This is a genomic window from Kineosporia sp. R_H_3 (genome assembly GCF_002198675.1).
In the GTDB taxonomy this organism is placed as follows: Bacteria; Actinomycetota; Actinomycetes; order Actinomycetales; family Kineosporiaceae; genus R-H-3.
The window spans coordinates 1-11,970 of sequence record NZ_MWLL01000225.1 but is presented as its reverse complement, the minus strand read 5'-3'; the positions used below and the strand labels follow the sequence as shown (position 1 = coordinate 11,970).

Genomic DNA, 11,970 nt, shown 5'->3' with positions numbered 1-11,970 from the left:
GGGTCGTTTGGGGGCTGCGTCGGGGGTGACACCCGATGTGCCGACCGGTGTCTGACCGCGAGGGTTGGGGCCATGATCACCGTTGACTCACTGACCCGGAGGTACGGCGGCTTCACGGCCGTCGACAACGTCTCCTTCACCGCCCGGCCCGGCCGCGTGACCGGCTTCCTCGGTCCGAACGGCGCCGGCAAGTCCACCACGATGCGCGTCATGGTCGGTCTCACCGCCCCGACGTCCGGCTCGGCGACCATCGACGGGCTGCGGTTCGCGGACCTGCCGAACCCCGGTCTCGAGGTCGGGGTCCTCCTCGACGCCTCCGCGCAGCACGCCGGCCGCACCGGCCGCGAGATCCTCACCGTCGCCGCCGACACGATGGGGCTCCCTCGCACCAGGATCGACGAGATGCTCGAGCTGGTCAGCCTGACGCCGAACGAGGCCAGACGGCGGGTCCGCAACTACTCCCTCGGCATGCGTCAGAGGCTCGGTATCGCCACCGCGTTGCTGGGCGACCCGCGCGTGCTGATCCTCGACGAGCCCGCCAACGGTCTCGACCCGGCCGGCATCCGCTGGATGCGCGACCTGCTGCGCGGGTACGCCGACAAGGGCGGCACCGTGCTGCTGTCGTCGCACCTCCTGCACGAGATCGAGGTCATCGCCGACGACCTCGTCGTGATCGGCAACGGCAGGATCGTCGCGTCGGGCACCAAGGAGGAGCTGCTCGCCGCCGCCGGCACCCTCGCCCGCTCCACGTCGCCGCGCGATCTCGCGCACGCCCTCGAGCAGGCCGGGATCGCGAGCGTGCTCGCCGGCGACGGCTCGGTGCGCACCGACGCCGATCCCGCCCGGGTGGGCACGGTGGCCCTGGCCGCCGGCATCGCCCTCACCGAGCTCCGCTCCGCCGAGGGCGCAGGCCTCGAAGACATGTTCCTGTCGCTCACCGCCGACACCCAGCGCGAAGGAGTCGCGGCATGACCGCCACGACCGTCTCCCCCACGACCGGCACCGGCACGACGGCGCCCGTGCACGGTCGACGGCCCACCCGCCCCATCCCGGCAGCACGCTTGGTCAAGGTCGAGCTCCGCAAGATGTTCAACACCCGCTCGGGCTTCTGGATGCTGCTCAGCATCGGCGTGCTCTCCGTCGTGGCCACCGGCGCCGTCATCGTCTTCGCGCCCGACGAGGCGGTCACCTACGAGAGCTTCGCGACCGCGATCGGCCTGCCGATGTCGGTGATCCTGCCGATGATCGCGATCCTCGGCGTCACCAGCGAGTGGAGCCAGCGCAGCGGGCTCACGACCTTCACGCTCGTGCCGGGTCGCGGCCGGGTGATCGGGGCCAAGGCGATCGCGACCTTCCTCGTCGGCGTCGTCTCGATGGGCGTCGCGTTCGCCGTCGGAGCCCTCGGCAACCTGGCGGGCTCCGCGCTCGCCGGCGTCGACACGGTCTGGGACATCTCCCTCTCGACCGCGCCGCAGATCGTGCTCGGCAACCTCGTCGGCATGGCGATCGGGTTCACCCTCGGCGTCGTGCTGCGCAACTCCGCCGCGGCCATCGTCGGCTACTTCGTCGTGTCGCTCGTGCTGCCGGGCATCCTCGCCCTGCTCGCCCAGCTGCGCGAGTGGTTCTCCGACGTGCAGCCGTGGATCGACTGGAACTACACCCAGGTCACCCTCTTCGACGGCGCCACGAACACCGGCAGGGAGTGGGCCATGCTCGGCTCGACGACCGCGATCTGGATCGTGCTGCCGCTGACCGTCGGGCTGCTGTTCCTGCGCCGCTCCGAGGTGAAGTGACGGGGCCAGAACCCGAGACGCTCGCCGGCCGGGCACGGAGTCCTGGACTCCGTGCCCGGTCAGCAGCGACCTGGAACGACTCGATCAGTGCTCCGGCCGTCCGGGTGCGATCCTCGGTCCGGAGCCGGTGGGACGCACCCCGGTCCGAGTCCTGCGAGCACGAGGAGCACCCATGGGAGTCCCTGTCTGGGTCTGGGCAGCGACGCTCGCGTTCATCGCCGGGCTGCTCGTCTACGACCTGCTGTTCCACGTCCGCAAGGCGCACGTGCCGACGCTGCGGGAGTCGTCGATCTGGTCGGCGCTCTACATCGGGATCGCCGTGCTGTTCGGTGTCGGGGTGCTGGTCTTCGGCGGCGCGGACATGGGCTCGGAGTACTTCGCCGGCTATGTCACGGAGAAGGCGCTGAGCGTCGACAACCTGTTCGTCTTCCTCATCATCATGACCAGCTTCCGGGTGCCCCGCGAGGACCAGCAGAAGGTCCTGCTGTTCGGCATCGTGTTCTCGCTCGTCGCCCGCACCGGCTTCATCTTCCTCGGCGCTGCGCTGATCAACACCTTCGCCTGGGTGTTCTACGTCTTCGGCCTGATCCTGCTGATGACCGCGGGCAACCTGCTCAAGCCCGGCCACGACGAGGAGACCACCGGGGACACCCTGGTCATCCGGATCGCGCGCAGGGTGCTGCCGACCACCGAGCACTACGACGGCGACAAGCTGTTCACCGTGCAGGACGGCCGACGCGTCCTGACCCCGATGCTGCTCGTCATGGTGGCCATCGGCGGCACCGACATCCTCTTCGCCCTGGACTCGATCCCGGCGATCTTCGGTCTGACCCAGAACGTGTACGTCGTCTTCACCGCGACGGCGTTCTCGCTGCTCGGGCTCCGGCAGCTGTTCTTCCTCATCGACGACCTGCTCGACCGGTTGATCTACCTCTCCTACGGGCTCGCCGCGATCCTGGCGTTCATCGGCGTCAAGCTGATCCTCCACGCCCTGCACGAGAACAACCTGCCGTTCGTCAACGGCGGCGACCCGGTGGAGGTCGTGGAGATCTCCACCGGGCTCAGCCTCGGCGTCATCCTCGGCGTGCTCGTCGTCACCGTGGTGGCCTCGCTGCTCAGCCCGGCCGGCAAGGCGCAGACCGCCATCGCCAACGCCCGCCGCCACGCGACCAGCTACCTCGACATGGAGTACACCCACGACCAGAGCGAGCGCGAGCGCGTCTTCCAGCTGCTGCTGGCCGAGCGGGACACGATCGTCGCCCTGGGCCCGAAGTACCGCAAGAAGGTGCGTGACGAGCCGGAGCTCATGGCCCTGCTGACCCGGGCCAGGGAGAGCCACGAGCAGGCGCACGGCGAGCACCACGTCGAGCCGCTCCTGACCCGCCCCGAGCCCGGCCCCGACAGCCGTTAGCTCCCGGACCGCCGAGGGACCCACCGGGTCGCGGCACGGGCCGGGGTCGGTGACCATGGCGGGCATGAGCATCGAGGGCATCGACCCGACCGTGCCGCCCAGCGGCCCCGGGTGCGTCGAGTGCGAGGCGGACGCCGGGTGGTGGTTCCACCTGCGGCGCTGCGCCGCGTGCGGTCACATCGGCTGCTGCGACTCCTCCCCGAACCAGCACGCGTCGCGGCACGCACGCGAGCAGGGCCACCCGTGGATGCGGTCGTACGAGCCGGGCGAGGACTGGTTCTGGAACTTCGACGAGGAGAAGGCGTTCGAGGGGCCGGACCTCGCACCGCCGAGCAGCCACCCGCTCGACCAGCCCGTCCCGGGACCGGCGGGGAGGGTCCCGGCGGACTGGCAGCAGCACCTCAACAGCTAGACCGGCGGTGGGCGGGTGCTCGTCGATGCGATGTCGACCCGTGTGCTGAGCACTGCCAGTCTGGGGAGATGACACGTCGTCGGGGAGGCACCTCGTGACGGGCACCCCCGCGCGACCCGATCGTGGGGCCTTCGCCCCGCCGCCCGAGGGGCACCAGGACCCGGCGGCCGCGGCGGTGGCCCACGTGGCGTCGCTCAGCAGAGGGACGCCGCTCGACCGGGACCTCAGGGTGACGCTGAACTTCCACCCCGACCGCCGGTCCGACGACGCGACGGTGCTCCAGCACCTCGCGCGCGACGGGGTGTACCGGTCGCAGTTCGAGACGGGCACGAGCAACGGCGGCCTCACCGCCCGCCCGGGCGGTGACCGCTGGGCCTGGGAGCGGCGGCTCTTCGGGGGCGCCTACGACGACGCCCCACCCTCCGCGCGGCCGAAGTACGGCGCCCTCGACCACCGCCGCCGCGGTCTGGGCGGTGCCCCGAGGTTCGGGTCGGCGCACCTGCGGCTCGCCGAGCACGTCCTGGACCGGGCCACGTTCTGCTTCCCTGACTCGGTGCTCCAGCCGGAGGACGTCGGCACCGCCGACCGGTTCGACCTCGTCCGGCTCGCGGACGCGTTCGCCGCGGTCCGCCGCACGGAGGCCCAGGAGCAGGCCGTGGGCGGCGTGCTGGACGACTACGTCGAGGCACACGTCCACGGTCCGGTCACGCTGGCCGAGGACGTCGAGGCGCTCGTGATGGACCCGTCCTTCCTCGGTACCGCCGTCGCCGCCCAGGCCGAGGCCCTCGGGGTGCCGGTGCAGTGGCACGAGGGGCGTGTCCTGACGGTGCAGGAGCTGGTCCGGCACCCGGACTTCCGCGGCCCTCACGTGGTCGTGGTCGGGACGCGGATCGCCCGGGAGGGCCGGCTCGACGCCCGGATCGTCGGCGAGGCCGTCCGCGACGGCGTCGAGGACCCGCAGGACCTCAAGCGGGTATGGCACCTCGTCGCCCGCTTCGGGTCACCGTGGGCGTGACGGTCGTCAGGCGTACAGGTCCGGCCTCGGGACGAGCTCCACGTCGACCCGCCGGCCCTCGCGGGAGGACCGGACGGCGGCCTCGGCGACGGCGGTCGCGGCGTAGCCGTCCCACGTGCTCGGGCCGTCGACCCGGCCCGCGGCGAGCCCGTCGACCCAGGCGCGCAGCTCCTCGAGGTAGGCCGGCGCGAACCGTTCCTGCCAGTCGGCGGGCACCCGCTCGGACCGGGCCCCGGCGGTCCGCACGGCCGTCGTGCGGGGGTTGTCGAGGCTGACGGTGCCGGTCGAGCCGACGACCTCGCAGCGGACGTCGTAGCCGTACCGGCAGTTGACGAACGACTCGACGGTGACGACCTGGCCACCGGTCAGCTCGAGGACGACGAGCTGCGGGTCGCGCAGGTCGCCGGCGGCGAGCGGGCTGCGCCGGACCGGGACGACGGTGACGGCGGCGATCTCGGCCCCGAAGAGCCAGCGGAAGACGTCGATCTCGTGGACGACCGAGTCGGTGAGGGCCATCTCCCCGCGGAAGAAGTCCGGCACGCCCGCGTTGCGGTGGACGGCGTGCGCGAGCAGCGGCTCGCCGATGACCCCGTCCGTGATCGCCCGCCGCACGTCGAGGTACCCCGGGTCGTAGCGGCGCATGAAGCCGACCTGGACGGACCGCCGTCCGGAGGCCACCTCCGCCTCGAGGACCCGCACGGCCTGCGCGGCCGACGTCGCGAGCGGCTTCTCGCAGAGCACGGGCTTGCCGGCCGCGATGCAGGCGACGACCTGCTCCGGGTGCACCTCGCCCGGCGACGCGACGAGAACGGCGTCGACGTCGTCCGCGGCGACGACGTCCTGCCACGAGGCGAGGGACCGCGCCCCCGCCGAGGCCGCGACCTCGCGCGCACGGTCGGTCGCGACGTCGAAGACGGCGGTCACCGCCGCCCCGGCGACCTGGGTCGACAGCCGGGCCACGTGGTCCGAGCCGATCATCCCGGTGCCCACGACACCGACCCTGACGGTCATGACTGCTCCCCTCGCGAGCGCGGTCAGCGGCTGTCGAGCCCGACAGCGTCGGCCTCGGCGCCGAGGTCGGCATCGAGCTCGACATCGAGGTCGAGGTCAGGATCGACGTCCACCGACGCCGCCGGCCCGAGCACCCCGCGGAGCTCGTCGATCTGCGCGGTGACCTCGACCCGCCGGCGGGCCAGGTCGGCGACGTCGTCCCGCGCCGCCCGACGGATCCGGACGGCCTCCTCGTCGGCGTCCGTCCGCAGCCGTGCGGCCTCTGCGACGGCCTGCTCCCCCGCGAGGTCGGCGGTCCGCTGCGAGCTCGTCGCGAGCGACCGCGCGTACTGCTCGGCATCGCTGCGGACCCGCTCGGCCCGGGCGATCGCGGTGGCCTCCTGCTGCTCGGCCTCCTGGCACCGTGCCGCCGCGTCGGAGAGCTGCTGCGCCGTCGCCGCCAGGGACCGCTCGTGCCGCTCGGCCTCGAGCCGCTCGGCCTCCGCCTCGCGCGCGGCGAGCGCGCCCGGCAGGTCGGTCGCCCGCTGCTCGTCGCCGGCCAGGCTCCGCTCGTGGTCGGCGCGGGCGGCGGCGACGAGGTCCTGCGCCGCCGTCCTCGCCTCCGCGCGCAGGTCGTCGGTCTCGCGCCGCGCGGCGGCGCGCACCTCGCGGTCGTGGCGTTCCGCCGCGGCCCGCAGGGGGTCGAGCTCACGGTCGACGGCGGCCCGCAGCCGGCCCGCCTCCTGCTCGGCGGCGACGCGCAGCCGGTCCGCCTCGCGCCCCGCCGACGCCACGAGGTCCGCGGCCTCGCGCGTCGCGGCCCCGCGACGCTCGTCGGCCCAGGCGGTCGCCTCGGCACGCACCTGCGCCGACTCGCGCCGGGCGCGCGCGGTGACCTCCCGCGCCTCGGCCCGGGCAGCGTCGCGCAGTGCGGCGGCGCGGACGACGGCGTCCCCCTCCAGCCGTGCGGACTCCGCGACGGCGAGCTCGACGACGTCCCCGCCCTGCTCCTGCGTGAGCCGCAGCATCCGGTCCACCCCGGCGCCGAGCCCGCTGCTCAGGGGCCGCTCGACGTCGCGGGCCTGGTCGCGCGCCTGGCGCAGCTGCGCGGTGAGCTGCTCCACCCTCGCCTCGACCGACGTGAGCCGGGCGCGCGCCTGCGCGACGGCCGCCCCGAGCTGCTCGACCGCTGCGTCGACCTCGCTGCGCTCGTAGCCCCGGGGCACCGTCCGGAACGGGGGCTGCCCGCCCGATACGTCCACGCCGCGCCCTTCGCAGAACCACGCCCGCGGTCGTGCGGGCGACGGTGAAGCATCGCATGCCGGGCACGGGCCGCGGGGCCGCGGTGACGAGGTCGGGGGCGGGCCGGGCTCAGGTGCCGGCGTTCCTCCTCAGCCAGCCGAAGGCCGCCGTGGCGACGAAGAGCACGGCGCCGATCACCACGAGCCAGATGAGGCCCTTGACGACGAAGCCGACGACGACGAGGGCGAGCCAGAGCAGCAGAAGCAGTGCGACGACGCCGAGCATGGGTCCTCCTGGTCGGTCCGAGCACGGGCACCGCGCGGGCGGCCCGCACGGACGCCCGGCCGTCTGTCGGTCGCGGCCGCCCGTGCCGTCCCTGTGCCCGCGGCCGGGCCGGTCAACCCCGCGACGCGCGGACGTCGGGAACGTCACGCGAACGCGTCGACGAGGAGGCAGGATCGACGGATGCGCGCCATGCGGGTCACGGCCAACCTGAAGGTGGCCGACATCGGGACGGCCAAGGACTTCTACACCGGGTTCCTCGGGCTCGGCACCGAGGAGTTCGACCTGGGCTGGGTGGCCCGGTACACCGCGCCGGAGACCGGTGCCCACGTCCAGCTCGTGACACGCGACGCCGCCGCGCCCGAGGACTCCGTGATCTCCGTGCACGCGGACGACGTCGACGCCGCGTACGAGCAGGCCCGGGCGCTCGGGTACGAGATCGTGCACCCGCTGACGACGGAGCCGTGGGGTGTGCGGCGGTTCCTCGTGCGGGCCCCGGACGGCAACGTCGTCAACGTCGTCCAGCACCGGGAGGCGCCGCCCGCGCAGTAGCCCCCCGTTGGGGCGATCTTCGCGCGGCGGGATGTACACCGGTCGGCCCGGCCCCTACCCTCCCGATCATGCCGGGGCGACAGGGGCGGCTCCCTGCGTCGGCGTCCGCCGTGACGTCGACGCCCGCCGCCGCGCGCCCGCACCGGCTGCAGGCGGACGCCGGGCGGCTCGGGACGACGCTGCGACTGCCGGTCTTCGTCGCCGTCGGCGCCGCGCTCGGGACCGCCGCCCACACCGCGGCCGCGCACGCCCTGCCCGACCTCTGGCTCCTGCTGCCCGTCGTCGCGGCGGTCACGCTGTGCGGCCTGCTGATCCGCGGCCGGGAGCGCTCCTTCGAGGCCATCACCGCCGCCCTGCTCGCGAGCCAGGTCGTCGTCCACGCCGTCCTCACGCTCGCCCACCCGGCCGCCGGCCAGGCCGGCGCCCACCTGCACGGCGCCGGCGCCGCGACGGGACCGCTCGCGCACCTCGTCCCCGACGGCCCGATGCTCCTCGCGCACCTGCTGGCGGCCGGCGTCGCCGGCTGGTGGCTGCGGCGCGGCGAGGCCGCGGTCTGGGCCGCCGCGGGCTGGGTCTGGCCCGCGCTCGCCCTGCTGACCGCCGTCCCGCAGGCGGCCCCGGCGGCCGCCCCCGCGCACTGGTCCGGGCGCGGCGCCGTCGTCCTGCGCGACCTCACGACGTCCGGCGTGCACCCGCGACGCGGTCCCCCGGTGCCTGCGGCCGCCTAGGCCTCCCCGTCTCACCCACCGTCCGGCCGCCCGTGACCTCGTCGGGGTCACGGTGACGCCGGCGTCCGCGCGCACCCGCCCGGCGGGCCCGCGCCCGCCGCACCCGCCGACCGGCACCCCGAGCCGCAGTCCACCGGAGCTCCGATGCCCCTCCCCCGACGTCCGCGCACGCCCGGACGCCCCTCCCGCCGTCCGGCCGCGCGGACCGCCGCAGCCGTGGCCGTGGCCGCACTCGCCGGCTGCGGCGGCACCGCACCGCCCGCTCCCGGGGCGACGGCCGCCGCCACCGCGCGGCCCTCGCCGCACAAGCACACGCCCGGGATGCGGATGAACGGCGCCGCCCCGGCGGCCGACGCGTCCGGATCCGCCGCGCCCGGGACCACGGCGTCCGCCGTCGCCGACGCCCGGACGGTCCCCGGACGCCGGCTCGCCCGGGGCACCCTCGCCCCGGCCCCCGGCCGCCCGGCCGGCACGCAGGCCGTGGCGGGGACGGCCTGGCTCGCCGCCGGGACGACCGGCACCACGGTGACCGTCGAGGTCACCGGGCTGCCGGCCCGGACCTGGTTCATGGTCCACCTGCAGGTCGGGCCGTGCTCCGACCCGGACGCCGCCGCGTTCGGGTTCCCGGCGGCGGCGGGCGGCCCGGCGCACGAGCTGCACGTCATGTTCGCCACCCGGGACGACGGCACCGCCACGGTCAGCGGCGAGGACCCCGGCGACGCCGGCGACGCCGTCCGCTCGGTCGCCGTCCTGCCGGAGTCGATGACGGGCCGGGTCGCGTGCGCGGACCTCGCGTGACCGGCGTTCCTCCGGCCGGCCTGCGCCGCCGCGCGACCACGGTCGCCGTCGTCGCGACCGGGGTGACGACGACCGCGCACGAGTCGGCGCACGTGCTCCACGGCGGGCCGCCGGTGCCGCTCGCCGCCGTCGCGGGCGGCGCGGTGCTCGCCGCCGTGCTGCTGGCCGTCGCCCACGAGGCGCTCGCCGCCCGGCGTGCGCCGGGGCCGGTCGGGCTCGCGGCGTGGCTCGTCGGCGGGCAGGTCGTCGTCCACGCCTGTCTCGACCTGGCCGCCGGGTTCGCGACCGGCGCGCCCGTCATGCCGCCCTTCGAGGGCCCGATGCCTGTCGCGCACGCCGCGGCGGCCGTCGTCCACGCCGTCCTCGTGTGCGGCACCCACCGGTGCCTGCGCGCGGCCGGCGTGGTCGTCGCCGCCGTCGTCGGGTGCGTCCGGACGACGAGGTCGCTCCCCGCGCTCCTGCCCGCCGCCCCGGCGCGGCGCCCGGCGGCCGTCGGCACCGGCACGAGGCCGGCCCGCCGGCTGGCGACCGTCCTGCTCGACCGCGGGGTCCGGGACCGGCGCGGTCCGCCGTCCGGCCGCGCCCCGCCGTCAGACACCCGCAGACCCGCGCGCCGGACGGCGCGCAGACCCAGGAGACACCGCATGTCCGTGATCCAGGAAACGTCCCGCACCCCTGAACCGGGTGACCCGGAGGACGGCGGCGCGCTCGCGACCGCCGACGCCTCCGCCGCCTCCGACGCCGTCCGTTCCCCGGCCGGCGGCCTCTTCGGCGCCTTCTGGCGCTGGCACTTCTACGCCTCGGTCCTCGTGATCCCGATCCTGTTCGTGCTCGCGACGACCGGGCTGTTCTACATGTACCGGGCCACGATCGACCCGCTGACCCACCCCGGGGTCCTGCGCATCGACGAGCAGCCCGGGCGGCACGCCCAGCCGCTGTCGGTGCAGCAGGCCGCCGTCGAGAAGGCCTTCCCCGGCACGCCGGTGACGGCCGCCGCGGAGGGCACCGACGGGCGGACGACGAAGTTCTCCGTCTCCCTCGGCGAGGACGCCACCCGCACCGTCTACGTGAACCAGTACACCGCGGAGGTCCTCGGCGACCTCGACCCCAAGGACCTGTGGTCGGACAAGGCCATCCAGATCCACGGCACCCTGATGGCAGGGCGGATCGGCGACGGCGTCATCGAGGTCGGCGTCTGCTGGGCGATCGTCATGGCCCTCACCGGGTACTACCTCTACTGGAAGGGCCGCGCCGCCCGGGCCGCCCGGATCGCCCGCGGCGCGAAGGCCGCCGTCCTGCGGCACCGGCACGCCACCTACGGTGCGATCGCCGGCGTCGGGATCCTGTTCCTCGTCGTCTCCGGGCTGCCCTGGACCGGGTTCTGGGGCGAGAAGGCGCAGAACCTCGCCACCGGGCGCGGGACGAGCTTCTGGGGCGACGACCCGGGCGCGGAGTCGACCCTCGGCGCCACCCAGGCCGCGGCCACGGGCGTCTCCGCGCCCGCACCGTGGGCGCTCGGCGAGACCCCCGTGCCGGCGTCCGCGGCGACGGGCGGGACGACGCTGCCGGTCGACGCCGCGGTCCGCGCCGCCCAGGACTACGGGCTCGCGCAGCCGTACGTCGTCTACTACCCGGACGGCGACACCGGCGTCTACTCGATCGTCAGCGACGGCTGGAACGACCCGGGCAACAAGGCGTTCCAGGACATCACCCGGGAGCGGGCCGTCCACGTCGACCAGTACACCGGCCGGGTCCTGGCCTCCTACGGCTACCAGGACTACTCGCTGCTGGCCAAGGGCGTCATCAACGGCATCGCGCTCCACGAGGGCCGCCGGTTCGGCACGCTGACCCAGATCACCTCGACGCTGTTCTGCCTCGGGGTGATCTTCCTGTGCATCAGCGCACCGATCCTGTGGTGGAAGCGCCGCCCGGCCGGCAGCGGGCTGGCCGCCCCGCGCGGCCGGATGCCGCTGCGGCGCAGCCCGTTCCTCGCCGTGGCGCTGGTCGCGCTCGCGGTGCTCCTGCCGCTGTTCGGGGCCACGCTGCTCGCCGTCCTGGTCCTCGACCAGGTCCTCGTGCGCCGGATCCCGGCGCTGCGCAGGGCGTTCGGCACGGCCTGACCGACCGGCCGGCCCCGGGCAGCGACCCGGGGCCGGCCGCGGCGGGTACTACGACCATCGCGGACCCCTCACCGCCCGAAGGTGGCAGGCCGCCTCGGGACGCGGACGCCCCGGACGCACCTAGCGTGGGGTGATGACCAGGACGACGCTGCGGGAGCGGGTGAGACGCTGGGTCGAGCGCGGGCCCACGTGCGACTTCTGCGCGCAGGACCTGCACGCCGCCAACCAGTTCGTCGACGCCCACGGCAGCGCATGGTCCGCCTGCCGGGCGTGCGTCGGCGAGGAGGGCCCGGGCGCCGGGTCCTGATCCGGTCCGCCGGGCCGCGGTCGACCCGGGCGAGGAGTCGGACGGACACGCACCGTGTCCCAGATGACAGGACTGTCACCGTATTCGCCGGATCGCGATCTTCCGGGCTACCGTCCGCCCGTGGCTGCCATCCTGCTGGTCGAGGACGACGCGGGGATCCGTTCCGCGCTCGCCCGTGCGCTCGCCGAGCGCGGGCACGCCGTGTCCTGGCAGCCGGCCGGGATGCCGGGCCTGCAGGCGGTCATCGACGACCGCCCCGACGTCGTCCTGCTCGACCTCGGCCTGCCCGACGTCGACGGCCTCCAGGTCCTGCCCATGCT

The 11,970-nt window shown here is 75.0% G+C and carries 14 protein-coding genes; 11 read left to right on the top strand and 3 right to left on the bottom strand.

The features are described 5' to 3' along the window. Window positions 1-72: 72 nt before the first annotated feature. The 5 genes from ECOMGDLI_RS28350 (at window position 73) to ECOMGDLI_RS28330 (ending at window position 4,631) form a co-directional block, all read left to right on the top strand. Window positions 73-972, top strand: a complete 900-nt coding sequence (locus tag ECOMGDLI_RS28350; RefSeq protein ID WP_088320201.1) for an ABC transporter ATP-binding protein — start codon at window positions 73-75, stop codon at window positions 970-972. Next, entirely contained in the window at window positions 969-1,793 is an 825-nt protein-coding gene (locus ECOMGDLI_RS28345) for an ABC transporter permease (protein ID WP_088320200.1), read from the top strand. Before ECOMGDLI_RS28350 ends, ECOMGDLI_RS28345 begins: the two co-directional genes overlap by 4 nt. Window positions 1,794-1,965: 172 nt before the next feature. After that, complete coding sequence (locus ECOMGDLI_RS28340) at window positions 1,966-3,204, top strand: TerC family protein (RefSeq protein ID WP_088320199.1); 1,239 nt, start codon at window positions 1,966-1,968, stop codon at window positions 3,202-3,204. A gap of 55 nt (window positions 3,205-3,259) precedes the next feature. Beyond that, complete coding sequence (locus tag ECOMGDLI_RS28335) at window positions 3,260-3,616, top strand: UBP-type zinc finger domain-containing protein (protein WP_088320198.1); 357 nt, start codon at window positions 3,260-3,262, stop codon at window positions 3,614-3,616. Between the two features lie 94 nt (window positions 3,617-3,710). Further along, window positions 3,711-4,631, top strand: coding sequence for a DUF3626 domain-containing protein (locus tag ECOMGDLI_RS28330; RefSeq protein WP_198955264.1), 921 nt, complete (start codon window positions 3,711-3,713; stop codon window positions 4,629-4,631). Between the two features lie 6 nt (window positions 4,632-4,637). On the opposite strand, the gene ECOMGDLI_RS28325 is transcribed toward ECOMGDLI_RS28330, so the two are convergent. From ECOMGDLI_RS28325 to ECOMGDLI_RS35580, 3 genes are all read right to left on the bottom strand, one after another. Then, window positions 4,638-5,642 carry a Gfo/Idh/MocA family protein gene (locus ECOMGDLI_RS28325; RefSeq protein WP_088320197.1) on the bottom strand — a complete coding sequence of 335 codons (1,005 nt, stop codon included), beginning with the start codon at window positions 5,640-5,642 and terminating at the stop codon, window positions 4,638-4,640. A gap of 23 nt (window positions 5,643-5,665) precedes the next feature. After that, a complete protein-coding gene (locus ECOMGDLI_RS28320; protein ID WP_088320196.1) occupies window positions 5,666-6,883 on the bottom strand; it encodes a hypothetical protein in 1,218 nt (405 codons plus the stop codon). A 109-nt stretch (window positions 6,884-6,992) separates the two neighbouring features. Then, window positions 6,993-7,148 carry a hypothetical protein gene (locus ECOMGDLI_RS35580; protein ID WP_198955263.1) on the bottom strand — a complete coding sequence of 52 codons (156 nt, stop codon included), beginning with the start codon at window positions 7,146-7,148 and terminating at the stop codon, window positions 6,993-6,995. Window positions 7,149-7,328: 180 nt separating this feature from the next. Here ECOMGDLI_RS35580 and ECOMGDLI_RS28315 point away from each other — a divergent pair, with 180 nt between their 5' ends. The 6 genes from ECOMGDLI_RS28315 to ECOMGDLI_RS28295 form a co-directional block, all read left to right on the top strand. Continuing rightward, on the top strand, window positions 7,329-7,697 hold the full coding sequence (locus tag ECOMGDLI_RS28315; RefSeq protein ID WP_088320195.1) for a VOC family protein: 369 nt from the start codon (window positions 7,329-7,331) through the stop codon (window positions 7,695-7,697). A 68-nt stretch (window positions 7,698-7,765) separates the two neighbouring features. Next, entirely contained in the window at window positions 7,766-8,425 is a 660-nt protein-coding gene (locus ECOMGDLI_RS28310) for a hypothetical protein (RefSeq protein WP_143447996.1), read from the top strand. 216 nt (window positions 8,426-8,641) lie between these two features. Continuing rightward, window positions 8,642-9,223, top strand: a complete 582-nt coding sequence (locus ECOMGDLI_RS28305) for a hypothetical protein (RefSeq protein ID WP_088320193.1) — start codon at window positions 8,642-8,644, stop codon at window positions 9,221-9,223. Further along, window positions 9,220-11,343 (top strand): PepSY domain-containing protein, encoded by a 2,124-nt coding sequence (locus tag ECOMGDLI_RS28300; protein ID WP_088320192.1) that lies wholly within the window; start codon window positions 9,220-9,222, stop codon window positions 11,341-11,343. The genes ECOMGDLI_RS28305 and ECOMGDLI_RS28300 overlap by 4 nt, the downstream gene beginning before the upstream one ends. A gap of 133 nt (window positions 11,344-11,476) precedes the next feature. After that, complete coding sequence (locus ECOMGDLI_RS34960; protein ID WP_158221191.1) at window positions 11,477-11,650, top strand: hypothetical protein; 174 nt, start codon at window positions 11,477-11,479, stop codon at window positions 11,648-11,650. 120 nt (window positions 11,651-11,770) lie between these two features. Further along, window positions 11,771-11,970 (top strand): response regulator (locus tag ECOMGDLI_RS28295; protein WP_143447995.1); only part of this gene is annotated, 200 nt, incomplete at its 3' end.